The following is a 16,392-nucleotide window of genomic DNA, read 5'->3' as shown; positions in this document are numbered from 1 at the left end:
ACGAGCCTCTCTTTTTGGCCGTTATTGCCGCATTTGCCCGGCCATCAGCATCGGCATTAACAGCAAGCCAACGCAGGTGGCGGCCAGCGCCAACACGGCAAAAAAGCCGTACCAGCCGTAGTGTTGTAACACCTGAGCGAGCGGCCAACCGGCCAACGCCGCGCCCAGATAGGCAAACAAGCCGAGAAAACCGGTCACTGTGCCTGCTGCGTTTTTATGGCAGTGCTCCGTAGCCGCCAAACCAATCAGCATCTGTGGCCCGAACACAAAGAAGCCAAGGCTGAAAAAACAGACTGAAAGCAACCCGTAGTGGTGTAACGGGGCCAGCCATAAGGCGGTCATCGCCAGAAACAATCCGCAAGAGAACAGCAGGATCATCGGCGCTCGCAGGCCGCGAAACAGCAGGTCCGAACCCCAACCGGCAAACAGAGCGCCAAATAACCCACCCAGTTCAAACAGCGACAGGGTGGCGTTAGCCTTCATCAGGTTCACACCATGGCTTTCTGCCAGCCAGATATTGCCCCAGTCATTCAGCGCAATACGTATCAAGTACACCAAGATGTAAGAGACACCGAGCAACCAGATGGTCGGGTTACGTAAAATGGTGTCATACAGCATCTGCCGCATCGGCATTGGCGGGCTTCTTTGCTCTTGCCAAAGCTCCAGCGGATCGCGCCGCCAACTGCCAACGCTCGGTAATCCTTGTTGCTGCGGTTTGCCACACAGTTGCCAGCACAGCCATAAGCCAATCAGCATGCCGATCACACCCGGCAGCAGCAGGGCCGATTGCCAGCCGTAGTGCGAGGCCATAAAGCCAGACAGCAGCGGCACCGCAGCACCGCCCAGGCTGATCGAGGTATTCCAGGTTCCCCACCAGAACCCGCGTTCGTTACGTGAGTACCAACTGGTGAGCAATTTGGCACAGGGTGGCCACCCCCAACCTTGAAAGAAACCGTTCAAGGTCCACACCAGCAACAACGCCGTCAGTGAATGACAAAAGGCGAACAGAATGTTCAGTAACCCGGTGATGAACAGCCCCACGCCCATAAACCAACGCACCTGGCTGCGATCGCTGACAATGCCGGAAACAAACTTCGAGCCACCGTAAGCCAGATAAAACAGCGTGCCCAACAGGCCGATATCGCCTTTGTCCAGATTCAGCTCAAGCTGCATCACCGGCATGGCGTAGCTGACGCTTTTGCGTGTCAGGTAAAACGCGCCATAACCGACGATCATCGAAAACATCAGGCGTGGCCGCCAGTAGCGATAGCGGGCACTGATTTGTTCTGCAGTTAACGTGGCCGATGTCATGGGTTCCTCTGGACAATGAACGCAGTGTAAAGAGTGAATAACAGAAAGGGATGAGATAAGGTTTTAGAGGCCTAAGACTTATTCCTAGTCAGGACGGGGTTTCGTTCAATTTTGTGGGGAAGTTAACAATTACGCGGGTGCCGTTGCGGCGCTGAAGTTGCCAATCCCCACCGAGAGCGTGTACCCGTTCTTCAATTCCGAGCAGGCCAAACCCACTGCTGGCTTGTGGTGGCATACCCTGGCCGTTATCGCGGATCTCAAGGGTGATCATCCGATCGTTTTGGGTCAGGCGCAGGCGGACATGGCTGGCACAGGCGTGTTTGCTGATGTTATTGAGCGACTCCTGTGCCACGCGATAGAGAGTGGATACCAGCGTTTTATCGCTCGGGGGGACGGGTAATTGATAATCGAGGTGAAAATCAATCCCTTGTTCGGCAAAGGCAAACTCATTGGCCAGATGGCTTAGCGCTTTGTCGAACGCCATCTCCTCCAAGACCGGCGGACGTAATTGCCGTAACAGCGTGCGGGTGGTGTGGTGGATACGCTGAGAAAGCGCATCGATCTGTTCAGCGGCCAGGCGGGTGGCCGGCGCGGTGGCGCTGCGGTTCACCAGCATCGCCTGAATCTGTATGGCGGTAATATTCTGGCCGATCTCATCATGCAATTCGCGGGCGATGCCCTTGCGTGTTTCTTCCTCGGTTGCGACGAGCCGCTCCATCAGATGCCGTTTGGCTGCCAGTTCCCGTTCCAACTGCTGGCGATAGCGCTGTAGCTTTTGCGCCAACTGCTGCTGGCGGCTGATGGCGATCCCCAAGCCAATCCCCAATAGCGCCTGGGTGGAAAGGAACAGCTCCAGTTCACGCGAATCCTGAAAAGCGCCACCCGCTTGGCGGGTGAGGGTAATCAGTATGCTGCCAAACAGGGCTGCCAGGACGCCGCCTTGCCAACCGAACAGGTAGGCCATAAGCACATTAGGCAGGAAGATGAAAATCAGTAGCAGACGCTCCATTTCTGGCGCGATGGCTACCTGCACGCAAATGCCAATCGTGAAAAACAGCGAACACCACAGTAACAGCGAGGTGCGAATCTGCGGAGTGAGGGGATGAGGGGCTGGCATGGTGGCAACCAGTTGCTGTTTCAGATAGGTATGAATCAGATAAAGAAAAGGCACCAGCAGTACACCACCGGTAAAACAGGTCAGCAGTGTCTGGCTGATCGGGGCGGTTATCCAAGGGCCAGCCAGCAGCCCATACAGTAAAGCGTTAGCACTGATAGCGGCCAGCAGTAGCGACAACCGTTGCCAGTAGTGGTGATAACGATACCAAAGCCGTTGAGTACACCAGGCGGGCAGCAGGCTTAAGCATGGCAAAATCAGCATCAGGGGGGCATTCAACAACTGCTGGTTATTCAGCCACAGCAGTATTGCCCCTTCTGCCAGCAACAGCGCTGGCCAATAGCGGCGCGGCAGCAGGATTAACAACGCTAGCCGCAGCCCCTGGGGCAAAAGCAGCGTGGCTTGCTGGCTGTTTTGCGTGAGATGCAAACTGATGGTCCACAGTGCCAGCCAACTGAGAGAGAAAAACAGCACCAGGAACAAGGAAAGCGCCAGGCGGCGCAGGATCAGCGGCACCGGTTAACCCCCGGTAAGCAACTGATGCTGCAGGGCGAAGTGCACTAACTCAACGGTTGTGCTGCACTGTAGTTTACCGAGGATATTAGCGCGGTGTACCTGCACTGTTTTGTGGCTCAAGGTTAACTGCTGAGCAATGGTTTTAACGCTCATGCCGTTGACCAGTAAATCGAAGATTTCTTTTTCCCGTGGCGTGAGCGCCTGCAGTTCTTTCGGTGGTTGCGGCGTGTGGCGCAGGGCGCGCAGCGCATCGGCGCACAGATAGAACCCGCCATGGCTGACGGTGCGCACCGCCTGCACTAGCTCATGCGGCCCACAGCGCTTGGTGAGATAGCCGCCAGCCCCGGCATCGATAGCGCTCTGCACAAAAGCATTGGTGTCATAAATGCTGAGAATAATGGCGCGGAACGTCGGGCGCTGTTGGCGCAAGCGCTGTAACAGACTCAAGCCACTTTCGTTTGGCATGGCAATGTCCAGCACCGCCACGTCGATCGGATCGTGTAGCAGATGCGGCCACGCCTCAGCCGCCGAGTCGAACTGCCCGATAATGCGAATATCGCTCTCTAGCGACAGTAATTGGACAAATCCGGAACGCACCACCACGTGGTCATCGATCAGAGCTACGTTAATCATAAGCCTGTAACAAATTATGTTGTTTGCCGCATCATGCGCAGGAAAAATCCTGGGGGCAACCCCCGCGCTGTAAAATGGAAGAGAGTTAACAGTTCGGCTTTGAAATGGGGGAAAGTTCAGGTGAAACCCAGAGGTGCCTCGCGTCTGTGGTCCTAAAAGAGAGCCAAATAAAAAACGTATTTGGTGATGATTGGGCATCTCCTCACATTGCTTTGCCTACTTTGTGGCGCAGTAAACTTTCACCTGCACCATGTTGTCATCAACAACGCCCACGTTTCATGGCCTGAAAGAGGCACCCGATATGTTCTGATGCTCTCTCTTGATAGGCAAAGCCTTTGAAAACAGCCCTCTCACATTGCGGTTAAGGTTTGAATTTCACATCAGTGCTGACTGTTTTGCGACTCTGTTCGCTGCACGCCAGCAACTTCTGCTCACATACAGTGAGAAACGGGAACATCTCTTCCGCTTTCTTGCTTATGTCGGTGCATTCCTTTCACCAACGCGCCATCATGATAATTATAGCATTGCACCTATATAGCACTTAACCTATATTGATAAGGAGGTCTTGTGTGGTCGATTAAAACAACGGATACGTTTGATCACTGGTTTACTTCACTTGACGATACCAACCGGGCCAGTGTGCTTGCTGCGATGATGGTGCTGCGGGAAAAGGGGCCGGGATTGTCCAGACCGTATGCCGATACGATCAAAGGTTCCTGCTACAGCAACATGAAAGAGTTGCGCATACAAAACCGGGGCGATCCGATGCGGGTGTTTTTCGCTTTTGACCCTACCCGTACCGGCATTGTGCTTTGTGCCGGAAATAAGGTGGGCAATGAAAAACGTTTTTACGATGAGATGCTCCCGGTTGCTGACTGGGAATTCACGAACTGGCTGAACACACTAAAAAAGAAGGAGTAACGCGATGGGAAGAACACTGGAACAGCTTATTGCGGATGAAAAACCTGAAGTCGTGGCCGAGGCTCAGGCGATGGCGACGGACATCCTGCTTAACATTCACCTTGCCGAGTTGCGTGAGAAAGTACAGAAAACGCAGGTCGAAATGGCGCAGGCGCTGGGCATCAGACAACCTACCGTTGCAGGAATGGAGAAACCGGGCCGCGATTTGAAGCTTTCCACCCTTAAACGCTACGTTGAGGCAGTTGGTGGTAAACTGCGCCTTGACGTTGAACTACCGGATGGTTCTCACTACGGATTTTCACTGTAAACACTGGCGTTCCCGGAGCAAAACGCCAGTCTCGTTATGACAAGCAGATGGCCCGCCGCCGGAAAAGAGGATTTTCCAGACCGGCGAGAACGCGTGCGGCATGATCAGCCGACCATTTCTCTGCTGGGGCTCGCTCATAGCGCGGCTTCGCGTTATGGGTAACTGAGTTTTTACCTGAGCGCTCATATAAAGTACCACCGGCGAGTTTTCTTTTTTACCGTTATGGTGGTATTTGAGATGCCAGAATTTTGTACCGTTGGGTTGAACCAAAAAGAAGAGACAGACGCTATGGGCCAGCTTGAAAGGCTTATTTTAGGGGAATGTTTTTCGGATTGCTATTTCGCTAAGTGACATTTGGGGACTTCGATGTTTACCGAACCAAACAGGCCTTTAATAAAGCCCCCAAAAATTCTGGCAGTCATATAATAATGCGGAATTCAGTGTAACCCCATTTACGTATAACTTGTTGATTTTACTGCATCCATCGACATCGAAAGACATCACTGGAATAGAATATGGCTCCTCTGACTGGACTCGAACCAGTGACATACGGATTAACAGTCCGCCGTTCTACCGACTGAACTACAGAGGAATCGTGTGAACGAGCAGAATCATAACGGGGGGGCCGAGGGAAGTCAAAGGCGTATTACACATTCTGCGACCGTTTGCTTACAGAATACGCAACGTGTTGAGGTTTTAGCAGATTTAGCCGATCGCCGCACGTTTTGCACGCCGCCAATCTGGAGCGTTGGCGTTATCGGTAGGCATTTTGCCTGCCGTCAGCCGCTGCCGGCAGAACGGTAAATTCGCTGTGGGCGGCCGACCTTGCCATAAATGATCTCGGCAACCAGGCGGTTATTGGCGGCGAAAAACTCCAGGTAGCGCCGTGCGGTGGTGCGGCTCAGGCCAATTTGCTGCGCCACGCTTTCTGCCGTATGGCGGATCTCGGGGTCTTCGAACAGCGCGCGTATCTTGATCAGCGTTAACTCATCAATACCGGCGGGCAGGGCGGCTTGTTCACCGCCGCGCGCATAAGTGTTGAACATCTCGTCAATGCGCCGCTGGTTAACCCGGGCTTTATCCTTCAGCGCCTGACGCCGTTGACTGTAGCGTTGCAGGGTCTGCGCCAGCCGATCATAGGCTAAGGGTTTGATCAGATAATCGAACACGCCGTAACGCAGAGCTTCGGCGACGGTGTCCATATCGCTGGCCGCGGTGATGAAAACAATCCCACCGCCATAGCCGCTGAGCGTCAGTTCGTGCAGCAGTTCGATACCCTGGCCGTCGGGCAGAAAGTTATCCAGCAGGATCAGGTCTGGCTTGAAACGCTCCGTCATCATGCGTGCCTGTGCCAGCGTGCCTGCCAGCCAAATTTGCCGGCAGCCGCCATTCTGTTTGATAAATTCCGCATGCATTTCTGCCAGTGGCGTTTCATCTTCAACAATCAGGATATTAATCCATTCCATTTTATTCACCGCTACGGATTATTATGTGAATTAACTGTAATCCAGATGAGTATTTAATTAAACCCTGCGGGTTAATAAACACGATAAAAATAATTAAGTAAATAAAAACCATTAAATAAATTATTAACTGAATGGAGAGTGTGAAATAGGTCAATAATCAGGGCTATCTTTCTGTTTAGCATAATGCCATCAAATACGCGTCTGTTGACATTTTAAATTTAACTTTATGTTTTATATGGTTTTGTATTTTTCGATTAATGTTAATAAAATGGGTTTTTTGTATTTTAATTGTTATTGGTAAGTTGTCTTAGAGAGACTAACATGTTGGGCGATACCGTATTTAATCGAGTAAAAAGATCAGATCACAAAAATATCTCGGCTATTAACGCCTTCTTACGAAGTAACGATCTGAATATTGATACGACAGTCGAGGTTTTTATTACCGTGACGCAGGGGGATAAATTAGTTGCCTGCGGCGGTATCGCTGGAAATATTATCAAGTGCGTTGCTATCAGTTCACAGATGCGCGGTGAAGGTCTGGCACTGTCGCTGGCCACTGAGCTGGTAAACCTGGCCTATGAACGCCATCACACTCAGCTGTTTATTTATACCAAAGTGCAGAATGAGCCGCTGTTTCGCCAATGTGGTTTTTATCCCATCGCTAACGTGCCGGGGATTGTGGTGCTGATGGAAAACAGCCCTTGCCGCCTGAAGCGTTACGCTACACAACTCGCCAGCCAGCGCCGCCCTGGGAAAAAGATTGGCAGCATTGTGATGAATGCCAACCCGTTCACCCGTGGGCATCAGTATCTGGTGCAACAGGCGGCTGCCCGATGCGATTGGCTGCACCTGTTTCTGGTGAAGGAAGATACCTCGCGTTTCCCCTATCAAGATCGTCGTGAACTGGTGCTGCAGGGCACTACGGGCATTGCCAATCTGACGGTACATGAAGGCTCTCAATACATTATCTCCCGTGCCACTTTCCCTTGTTACTTCATTAAAGATCAGGGAATTGCCGACGACTGTTACACCGAAATCGATCTGAAGATTTTCCGTCAATATCTGGCACCCGCGCTAGGGATTACCCAACGATTTGTCGGTAACGAACCCTTTTGCGACGTGACCGCAAAATATAACCGCGACATGCGTTATTGGCTGGAAACGCCAGCGCTGCCAAGCCCGCCTATCGAACTGGTGGAGATCGAGCGCTTGCAGCACCAGGGCACGGCGATTTCAGCCTCTTGGGTGCGCAAACTGCTGATCGCCGGAGAGATCGCCGCCATCAAACCCTTGGTGCCAGAAGCCACGGAGCGTTATCTGCAGCGCCTGTTGGCGCAACGTCGGGTGAAGGCCGCCCCGCAAGAATTTGAGTCCGCACAATCAGGTGAATGATGAAAATAGTTCGAGAAGCAATGGCTGGCACGCTGGAGTCCAGCGATGTCATGGTGCGCATCGCACCCGCAGAAGGGCCGGAGCACGATTTGCTGATCGCCAGCAGCGTGGAAAAACAGTTCGGCGCAGCCATCCGCAGCACCTTGTTACAGGTGCTGGAGCACTATGGCGTGCCGCCGGTGCAGGTGATTGTCGACGATAAAGGGGCGCTGGATTGCGTACTGCACGCCCGGCTGGAAACCGCGCTGATGCGCGCCAGTGAAAGCGCCGTGCTGCCGTGGGAGGAACGCCTTGAAAACGTTAAATAAACATCGCCTGCGCCGCAGCATGTTGTTTGTACCCGGTGCCAATGCGGCAATGGTCAGCAATGCCTTCATCTATCAGGCCGATGCCTTGATGTTCGATTTGGAGGACTCGGTGATCCTGCGCGAAAAAGACGCGGCGCGCCGCCTGGTCTACCACGCGTTGCAGCACCCGCTGTATCAGGACGTAGAAACCATCGTGCGGGTTAACGCGCTGGATTCGGATTATGGCCTGGCAGATTTGCAGGCGGTAGTGCGCGGCGGGGCGGATATCGTCCGCTTGCCGAAAACCGATAGCGCGCAGGACGTAGTGGATATGGATCGGGAAATTACCGCGATTGAACACGCCTGTGGCCGCACGGTGGGTAGCACCGGCCTGTTGGCGGCGATCGAGTCTGCGCAAGGCATCACCAACGCGGTGGCGATCGCTCAGGCTTCGCCGCGCCTGATCGGCATCGCATTAGGAGCGGAAGACTATGTGCGCAACCTGCGCACCGAACGCTCGCCGCAGGGGATCGAACTGCTGTTTGCCCGCTGCTCATTGCTGCAGGCCGCCCGCGCTGCCGGTATTCAGGCGTTCGATACCGTCTATTCCGATGCCAATAACGAAGCGGGTTTCTTAGCGGAGGCGGCATTGATCAAACAGCTCGGCTTTGATGGCAAATCGCTCATCAACCCGCGCCAGATTGAGCTGCTGCACAACCTGTATGCGCCGACCGCCAAAGAAGTGGCACATGCCCAACGGGTGGTCGAGGCCGCGCAAGCGGCAGAAAAAGAGGGGCGCGGCGTGGTATCGCTGAACGGCAAGATGGTTGACGGCCCGGTTATTGAGCGGGCGCGTCTGGTATTACAACGCGTGGCGCTTTCCGGCCTGCGCGAAGAACCGCACCAGAGCGAGGAAGCATGATGAAACGTCAACAACGCCTGATGACCTTGAACAATCATGCCGACCTGCGGTTTTACCAGGAAGCCTCGAAGGCCAATCAACTGGCGCGCAAACCGCGTGATATCAAACGCTGTGATTCGCTACAGGAGGCGATCCGTCGCAGCGGCTTGCAGGACGGCATGACTATCTCTTTCCACCACGCGTTCCGCGGTGGCGATCTGGCGCTGAACCAGGTGATGGATGCCTTGGCGGCGATGGGGTTCCGTAACCTGACGCTGGCCTCCAGTTCGTTGACCGACTGCCACGCACCGCTGGTGGAGCATATCCGCCACGGGGTGGTGAGCCGTATTTATACCTCCGGCCTGCGCGGGCCCTTGGCGGATGCCATTTCGCGCGGCTTGTTGAAACAGCCGGTGCAGATTCATTCGCACGGTGGCCGGGTGAATCTGATTGAGTCGGGTGAGTTGCAGATCGATGTCGCCTTCCTTGGCGTACCTGCCTGCGATGAGTTCGGTAATGCTAACGGCTTCAGCGGTGAGGCCTGCTGCGGATCCCTCGGCTATGCCAAGATTGATGCGGCAACGGCGCGCAATGTGGTGCTGTTGACCGAGGCGATCGTGCTTTACCCACACCATCCGGCCAGCCTGGCGCAGGATCAGGTGGATCTGATTGTGCAACTGGAACGGGTAGGGGATGCCGACAAGATCGGTGCCGATGCCACGCGCATGACCTCCAATCCGCGCGAACTGCTGATTGCTCGCCGTGCGGCGGAGGTGATCGCCGGTTCTGGTTACTTTGTTAATGGTTTTTCGCTGCAAACCGGCACCGGCGGCGCTTCGCTGGCGGTGACGCGTTTTCTGGAAGACAAAATGCGCGCTCGCGGCGTGCGTGCAGGGTTTGCGCTTGGCGGGATCACCTCCACCATGGTGGAGCTGCATGAAAAAGGGCTGATCGGCAAACTGCTGGACGTGCAGAGCTTTGATCGTGCGGCGGCGATGTCGCTGGCGCGCAACCCACATCACATTGAAATCAGTGCCAATCAGTATGCCAACTTCAGTTCCAAAGGGGCGTCGGTCGATCGCCTAGATGTGGTGGTGCTGAGTGCATTGGAAGTTGACACTGCTTTTAACGTCAACGTGCTGACCGGTTCAGACGGCGTGATCCGTGGTGCTTCCGGCGGCCACTGCGACACCGCTGCCGCTGCCCGGCTGGCGATCATCGTGGCCCCTCTGGTACGCGGGCGCATCCCGACGCTGGTGGAACAGGTCACCACCTGTGTTACCCCCGGATCCAGCATCGATATTCTGGTTACCGATCACGGTATTGCCGTCAACCCGGCGCGCCCTGAGTTGGCGCAGCGGCTGCGCGAGGCCGGATTGGAGGTGGTCAGCATTCAGTGGTTGCGTGAACGTGCGCGCTTACTGACCGGCGAACCGCAGCCGATTGCCTTTACAGACAACGTTGTGGCCGTAGTGCGCTATCGCGACGGCTCGGTGATTGACGTTGTGCATCAGGTCGCGGAGTAACGCTATGTCGAGCATCGCCCCCGAATTGGCCACCAGCCGCGCCGTCAGTTTGCCGGAACTGCTTTCCAGCCGTGAATGCCGGCAGGCTCGGCAACAGGCGTGGCTGGCGCGCCATCACTCCACACTTTTAGTGTTTACTTTGGTGGCTCCGGGTGCAGTGAAAGACAGCCCGTTGACGCGGCGTATTTTCAACCTGGGTTGGCAGGCGTTGCGGCAACTGTCTCATCAGCAGGGCTGGCTATGTCTGCAAGCCGAGGCATTGGCGCTGCCGACCGGTTGTGAAGGTTATCTGGCGCTGCAGGCCGATGCCCAAACGGTGAAAGAAGCGGCAGTGCAGTTGGAGGTTCAGCAACCGATCGGCCGCTTGTGGGATATCGATGTACTGGCTCCGCAAGGGCATATTTTGTCGCGGCGCGACATCGGCCAGCCCGAGCGCCGTTGCCTGCTGTGTGCCGAGCCCGCCAAACTCTGCGCCCGCCAGCGCAGCCACAGCACTGAACAACTGCTGGATGAAATGGAAAGGAGGCTGAATGCTGCGCTCTTATCCTAAGGCACGCGTAGTGAGCGCGGCACCAACGGCGGTTCAATGGTTTGCCCGCAATGCCTATCGTGCGCTGCTGCTGGAGGTCAATCTCACTCCCAAACCGGGGTTGGTCGATCGCCACAATAACGGGGCACACCGCGACATGAATCTGGGGCACTTTTATCGCAGCGCACGGGCGATTGGCGTCTGGCTGCCGCGCTTCATCCTGCAGGGCATAGCCGACGCAGGGTTGCCTGCGCGGCAGCAGCTTGCCCGTCTGCGCCCGCTCGGCATGGCCTGTGAGCAGCAGATGTTCCGTGCAACCGGTGGTGTTAACACCCATAAAGGCAGCGTGTTTTCTCTGGGATTGCTGTGTGCCGCCTTTGGCCGCTTGCACCAGCAACAACGGCAAATCACGCCAGAAAGCCTGTGTAGCGAAGTGGCCGCCATCTGTTGTGGGCTGGTTGCGCGTGAACTGCAGCAGCACAACAGGCAGCAAACCGCCGGGCAGCGGCTATTTAGCGAACTCGGTCTGCTTGGCGCGCGCGGTGAGGCCGAGTCGGGTTTTCAAACGGTAGTGCAGGGTGCCTTACCGCTGTTTCGCCAAAGGATCGGCTGCGGTTGCAGTGAACAGGTCGCACTGATGGACAGCCTGCTCTGGCTGATGGCGCACAACGGCGACACCAACGTTGCCTCACGGGGCGGCATCGCCGGGCTGCGCTGGTTACAACACTATTCCCGTCAATTATTGAATCTCGGTGGTGCAGGCGCCCCACAGGGCATTGCCCGTTTGCGGCAGTTTGATGCCGCTTGCATTGCCCGCAACCTGAGCCCTGGCGGCAGCGCCGATCTGTTGATTGTCACCTGGCTGTTGGCGCAGTTGCCGCAAGCCGATGCATAAAAAAATAACAATACCTTCAGGAGAAGTGTCCATGTCCGAAACGCAAGAGAAAATATGGAAAGCCATCGTGCCCTTAGCGGTGCTTGCCATTCTGCTATTGATCCCCACCCCGGATGGTATGCCGCCACAGGCTTGGCGCTACTTCGCCATCTTTGTGGCGATGATTGTCGGGATGATCCTGGAACCGATCCCCGCTACGGCGATCAGCTTTATTGCCATGACCGTGAGCGTTCTTAGCTCCAACTGGGTGCTGTTTGGTGCCCAGGAACTGGCCGACCCGACCTTCAAGGCAGGGAAAGAGGCGCTGAAATGGGGGCTGGCGGGTTTCTCCAGCACCACCGTCTGGCTGGTATTTGGCGCCTTTATTTTTGCCTTAGGTTACGAGGCTACCGGGTTGGGGCGGCGCATCGCGTTGTTTCTGGTGAAGTTTATGGGTAAACGTACCCTGACGCTGGGTTATGCGGTGGTGATCATCGACATCCTGCTGGCCCCCTTTACGCCGTCAAACACCGCGCGTACCGGCGGCACGGTATTCCCGGTGGTGAAAAACCTGCCGCCGCTGTTTGATTCATTCCCGAACGATCCCTCCTCGCGCCGTATTGGTGGGTATCTGATGTGGATGATGGTGGTGGGGACCAGTATCAGTTCCTCCATGTTCGTCACTGGTGCTGCGCCAAACGTGCTGGGCATTGAGTTTGTCAGCAAAATTGCCGGGGTGAACATCAGTTGGATGCAATGGTTCCTGGCCTTCCTGCCGGTCGGCATGTTGCTGCTGATTATCGCGCCGCTGATCTCCTACTACCTGTACAAACCGGGCATCACCCACAGCAGCGAAGTGGCGAGCTGGGCGAATACGGCACTGGGGGAAATGGGCAAGCTGAGCCGTAAGGAATATACCCTGATTGGCCTGGTGCTGCTGAGTCTTAGCCTGTGGGTATTTGCAGACAAAATACTGGATGCCACTGCGGTGTGTTTGCTGGCGGTCTCGCTGATGCTGGCGCTGCACGTGGTGAGCTGGAAAGATATCACCAAGTATTCCAGCGCCTGGAACACGCTGGTCAACCTGGCCACATTGGTGGTGATGGCCAGCGGCCTGACCCGCTCCGGGTTTATCGACTGGTTTGCCACTACCATGAGCACCCATTTGGATGGCTTCTCACCGAAAATGACGGTGGTTGCGCTGGTGCTGGTGTTCTACTTTGCCCACTATCTGTTTGCCAGCCTGTCGGCGCATACTGCCACCATGCTGCCGGTGATCCTGGCCGTGGGTAAAGGCCTGCCGGGTGTGCCGATGGAGCATCTTTCGATCCTGCTGGTGTTGTCGATCGGCATCATGGGCGTGCTGACCCCGTATGCTACCGGGCCTGGGGTGATCATCTATGGCTGCGGCTATGTCAAATCCAAAGACTATTGGCGTTTGGGGGGGATCCTGGGTGTGGTATACATTTCAGCGCTGCTGTTGATCGGCTGGCCGATCCTTAGCCTGTGGTATTAAACCAACCAGCGGCCATCGTCAGGTGGCCGCCGTTGGAGTCCCTCCCCGTGACACTCCTCACATACTTTCATTCCTAACCCCGCCATCATAGCTCGTTGAGCGTTAACCTATTAAAAATAATCATTTTTCAGGAGCCTCTGCGGATGAAAAAATCTACGTTGTTACTTTGCTTACCCTTGCTGTGTAGCGGAACTGCGATCGCTGAAACCCAGGATTACCAACTGCAACAGGTGTTGGTGATGAGCCGCCATAACCTGCGGGCACCCTTGGCGAATAACGGTAGCGTATTGGCACAATCAACGCCGAAGGCCTGGCCACAGTGGGATACTCCGGGCGGATTGCTGACCACCAAAGGCGGCGTGCTGGAAGTGTACATGGGGCATTACTTCAATGCCTGGCTGAAGCAGAATGGGGTGTTGCCGCAAGAAGGCTGCCCGGCCGACGGCAGTGTATATGTCTATGCCAACAGCCTGCAGCGCACCGTGGCGACCGCCCAGTTTTTTACCAGCGGTGCGTTTCCCGGTTGTGATATCAGCGTGCACCATCAGGACAAAATGGGGGAAATGGATCCAACGTTTAACCCGATCATCACCGATAAGAGCGAGGCGTTTAACCAGCAGGCGTTGAGCGCGATGAATGCCGAGTTGGCTTCACTTAAGCTGGATGCTTCCTACCAGCAACTGGCGCAGATTATTGATTACAAAGATTCTGCAGCCTGTAAGACTGACAAGCAGTGCGATCTGACCACCGAACCGAACAAAATGAGCGCAGTGCCGGGAAAAGAACCTGGTGTTTCCGGCCCATTGAAGGTGGGTAACTCGCTGGTGGATGCCTTTATGCTGCAATATTACGAAGGCTTCCCGATGAAAGAGGTGGCTTGGGGCAAGATCGTGACGCCGCACCAATGGCAGCAACTGGCCAAACTGAAAGATGGTTACCAGGATTCGCTTTTTACCTCGACGATAGTCGCGCAGAACGTGGCGAAACCGTTGCTGACCTACATTAATTCGGCGTTGATCAGCGAACGCAAAGCGGATTCACCAAAGCTTACCGTGCTGGTGGGGCATGATTCCAACATTGCTTCTTTGCTTTCTGCCATGCAATTCAAGCCTTATCAATTGCCACACCAATACGAGAAAACGCCGATTGGCGGCAAACTGGTGTTTCAACGCTGGCACGACGCCAAGGGTAATCGCGATCTGCTGAAGATTGAATACGTTTATCAGTCGACTGAACAGCTACGCACCGCACAACCGCTGACGCTGCAAAACCCGCCGCAGCGTGTCACTTTAGCGCTGGAAGGCTGCCCGGTGGATCAGCAAGGGTTCTGTGCCTGGAGTGATTTTGAAACAGCCATGAAGGGGATACTGTAACCACGGTTTCCTCTCCCTTTGCAGGGAGAGGAAACTATTGGTACCAGCGTAACGTAAGGTTAAACTGCGCTATCTGTACCCTTACCGCGGACGACACGTGCTCTCTTCTTTTATCTCCCACGTTGAATTTTTAACTATCGCCGATTACCCAGGGCCGATCGCCCGCTGCCGTTTTTCTGTTGCTGCCTATTGCGATGATATGTTCCCGTTGGCCGGGTTTGACTTCCCTGAACATTTAAACGCCGCCGTGGCAAAGCGCCGGGCAGAATATCTGGCCGGGCGCTATTTGGCGCGCCAGGCGCTGGCAAAACTAGGGTGCCACGACTTTACGCTGCGACGCGGCGGGGATCGTGCCCCGCTGTGGCCACAGGGTATTGCCGGGGCGATCAGCCACAATGTGGATACGGCACTGTGCGCTGTCCACCATGAAAACGGCGTGGGCGGCGTTGGCATCGACGTGGAAACACAGATGCCTGCCAAACGAGCCGAAGAGCTCTGGAGCGGGATCGTCAGCGTGCAGGAACACGAATGGTTACGCCAACAGCCACAAGCCTTCGAGCAACTGCTGACGCTGGTGTTTTCCGCCAAAGAAAGTTTGTTCAAGGCGCTTTATCCGCAGGTGCGCTGCTATTTTGATTTTCTTGATGCGCGTTTCACCCAACTTGATATGCGGCAACAAACCTTTGAACTGGAGCTGCTGAAAACGCTGACGCCACAATGTCATGCTGGCCGCCGGTTTACTGGGCATTTTTTACTGCAAGGTGACAACGTAACCACATTGATTCATTGCTAAATCAAGTCATTAATCGAGCTAAGGGGGAGGGGCTGGACAAATGACGCTGAGTGGTTAAAATAATAACTGTGTATTTATACAGGTATTAATGATGACGCTCGATCTGTTTGAAGAAGCTTTACCGCCCCCCTGGTGTGAAGAAATTGCGCCAGGGGCAGTAGTGCTGCATGGCTTTGTGCGTGATCATGGCCCGGAATTGCTGGCTGCGGTCAATGCTGTTGTGGCGCAGGTGCCATGGCGGCATTTGACGACGCCGGGCGGTTTTACCATGTCGGTGGCGATGAGTTGGTGTGGCAATGGTTGGACCAGCGACAGCCAGGGGTACCGCTATTCTGCGCGCGATCCCGGTAGCGGCAGGCGCTGGCCGGTTATCCCGGATATCCTGATGGCGCTGGCCGACGAGGCTGCGCAACGGGCAGGATTTGGCCATTTTGTGCCGGATGCCTGCCTGATCAACCGTTACGATCCGGGCAGCAAGCTTTCGCTGCATCAGGATAAGGACGAGCATGATTTCAGTGCGCCGATCGTTTCGGTATCACTGGGGTTACCGGCCATTTTTCAGTTCGGTGGTTTGCAGCGCAATGACAGAACGCAGCGCATTCCATTAGCGCACGGCGATGTGGTGGTCTGGGGCGGCCCGTCGCGCCTGTGTTTCCACGGTATTATGCCGGTGAAAGAGGGTTTTCATTCGCTGGTGGGCTCCCACCGCATCAATATCACTTTGCGTAAGGCGCGATAACGGCGGTGTTTTAGCAACACCGCACTTATAGGCGAAAGCGGTACGGACCGAGGCTTCCACATGGTTGCTATTCTCGATGCTTCCACCCGGTTGATAGCCATAATCACCGCGCGAAGAGAGAATGACCAGGCGCTTGCCAGAATCTGCCAGCAGTAGTCGCCATTGCGGCTTCGAACAACGCTGAATGTGCGACC

Annotated in this window: 16 protein-coding genes and 1 tRNA gene; 12 read left to right on the top strand and 5 right to left on the bottom strand. The window is 55.2% G+C overall.

Annotated features, from left to right (window positions below):
* Positions 1-21: 21 nt before the first annotated feature.
* From uhpC to BMI79_RS07025, 3 genes are all read right to left on the bottom strand, one after another.
* The gene (gene uhpC, locus BMI79_RS07035; RefSeq protein WP_076941424.1) at positions 22-1,311 is read right to left on the bottom strand and encodes an MFS transporter family glucose-6-phosphate receptor UhpC; all 1,290 of its coding nucleotides are present in this window, start codon (positions 1,309-1,311) and stop codon (positions 22-24) included.
* 88 nt (positions 1,312-1,399) lie between these two features.
* Positions 1,400-2,941 carry an MASE1 domain-containing sensor histidine kinase gene (locus tag BMI79_RS07030; RefSeq protein ID WP_425272346.1) on the bottom strand — a complete coding sequence of 514 codons (1,542 nt, stop codon included), beginning with the start codon at positions 2,939-2,941 and terminating at the stop codon, positions 1,400-1,402.
* A 3-nt stretch (positions 2,942-2,944) separates the two neighbouring features.
* Positions 2,945-3,574 (bottom strand): response regulator transcription factor, encoded by a 630-nt coding sequence (locus BMI79_RS07025; RefSeq protein ID WP_076941423.1) that lies wholly within the window; start codon positions 3,572-3,574, stop codon positions 2,945-2,947.
* Positions 3,575-4,141: 567 nt separating this feature from the next.
* Between BMI79_RS07025 and BMI79_RS07020 the strand changes: the two genes are divergently transcribed.
* Positions 4,142-4,495, top strand: a complete 354-nt coding sequence (locus tag BMI79_RS07020; RefSeq protein WP_076941422.1) for a type II toxin-antitoxin system RelE/ParE family toxin — start codon at positions 4,142-4,144, stop codon at positions 4,493-4,495.
* 4 nt (positions 4,496-4,499) lie between these two features.
* Positions 4,500-4,802: a helix-turn-helix domain-containing protein gene (locus tag BMI79_RS07015; RefSeq protein WP_076941421.1), complete on the top strand. Its 303-nt coding sequence runs from the start codon at positions 4,500-4,502 to the stop codon at positions 4,800-4,802.
* 516 nt (positions 4,803-5,318) lie between these two features.
* Here the strand turns inward: BMI79_RS07015 and BMI79_RS07010 are convergent.
* Together BMI79_RS07010 and dpiA are read right to left on the bottom strand one after the other, a co-directional pair.
* Positions 5,319-5,394 (bottom strand) — tRNA-Asn (locus BMI79_RS07010).
* Between the two features lie 187 nt (positions 5,395-5,581).
* Positions 5,582-6,268, bottom strand: coding sequence for a two-component response regulator DpiA (dpiA, locus tag BMI79_RS07005; protein ID WP_076941420.1), 687 nt, complete (start codon positions 6,266-6,268; stop codon positions 5,582-5,584).
* A gap of 321 nt (positions 6,269-6,589) precedes the next feature.
* Here dpiA and citC point away from each other — a divergent pair, with 321 nt between their 5' ends.
* The 10 genes from citC (at position 6,590) to alkB (ending at position 16,198) form a co-directional block, all read left to right on the top strand.
* Positions 6,590-7,660 (top strand): [citrate (pro-3S)-lyase] ligase, encoded by a 1,071-nt coding sequence (gene citC / locus BMI79_RS07000; RefSeq protein WP_076941419.1) that lies wholly within the window; start codon positions 6,590-6,592, stop codon positions 7,658-7,660.
* Positions 7,660-7,968, top strand: coding sequence for a citrate lyase acyl carrier protein (gene citD / locus BMI79_RS06995; RefSeq protein WP_076941418.1), 309 nt, complete (start codon positions 7,660-7,662; stop codon positions 7,966-7,968). Before citC ends, citD begins: the two co-directional genes overlap by 1 nt.
* A complete protein-coding gene (gene citE, locus BMI79_RS06990) occupies positions 7,952-8,869 on the top strand; it encodes a citrate (pro-3S)-lyase subunit beta (protein WP_076941417.1) in 918 nt (305 codons plus the stop codon). The genes citD and citE overlap by 17 nt, the downstream gene beginning before the upstream one ends.
* On the top strand, positions 8,869-10,374 hold the full coding sequence (gene citF, locus BMI79_RS06985) for a citrate lyase subunit alpha (protein ID WP_076941416.1): 1,506 nt from the start codon (positions 8,869-8,871) through the stop codon (positions 10,372-10,374). The genes citE and citF overlap by 1 nt, the downstream gene beginning before the upstream one ends.
* A gap of 4 nt (positions 10,375-10,378) precedes the next feature.
* Positions 10,379-10,924: a citrate lyase holo-[acyl-carrier protein] synthase gene (citX, locus tag BMI79_RS06980; RefSeq protein WP_076941415.1), complete on the top strand. Its 546-nt coding sequence runs from the start codon at positions 10,379-10,381 to the stop codon at positions 10,922-10,924.
* Positions 10,905-11,798 carry a triphosphoribosyl-dephospho-CoA synthase CitG gene (gene citG / locus BMI79_RS06975; protein WP_076941414.1) on the top strand — a complete coding sequence of 298 codons (894 nt, stop codon included), beginning with the start codon at positions 10,905-10,907 and terminating at the stop codon, positions 11,796-11,798. Before citX ends, citG begins: the two co-directional genes overlap by 20 nt.
* A 31-nt stretch (positions 11,799-11,829) precedes the next feature.
* Positions 11,830-13,293, top strand: coding sequence for an anion permease (locus BMI79_RS06970; protein WP_076941413.1), 1,464 nt, complete (start codon positions 11,830-11,832; stop codon positions 13,291-13,293).
* A 143-nt stretch (positions 13,294-13,436) separates the two neighbouring features.
* The gene (gene agp / locus BMI79_RS06965; RefSeq protein ID WP_076941412.1) at positions 13,437-14,666 is read left to right on the top strand and encodes a bifunctional glucose-1-phosphatase/inositol phosphatase; all 1,230 of its coding nucleotides are present in this window, start codon (positions 13,437-13,439) and stop codon (positions 14,664-14,666) included.
* Positions 14,667-14,763: 97 nt separating this feature from the next.
* The gene (locus tag BMI79_RS06960) at positions 14,764-15,459 is read left to right on the top strand and encodes a 4'-phosphopantetheinyl transferase family protein (protein WP_076941411.1); all 696 of its coding nucleotides are present in this window, start codon (positions 14,764-14,766) and stop codon (positions 15,457-15,459) included.
* A 91-nt stretch (positions 15,460-15,550) separates the two neighbouring features.
* Positions 15,551-16,198 (top strand): DNA oxidative demethylase AlkB, encoded by a 648-nt coding sequence (alkB, locus tag BMI79_RS06955; RefSeq protein ID WP_076941410.1) that lies wholly within the window; start codon positions 15,551-15,553, stop codon positions 16,196-16,198.
* The last annotated feature ends 194 nt before the right edge of the window (positions 16,199-16,392 follow it).

Origin of the sequence: Serratia oryzae, from assembly GCF_001976145.1 — a bacterium.
GTDB lineage: Bacteria > Pseudomonadota > Gammaproteobacteria > Enterobacterales > Enterobacteriaceae > Chania > Chania oryzae.
Note: the sequence above shows the minus strand (reverse complement) of the source record. Positions and strands in the feature narration are given on the sequence as shown.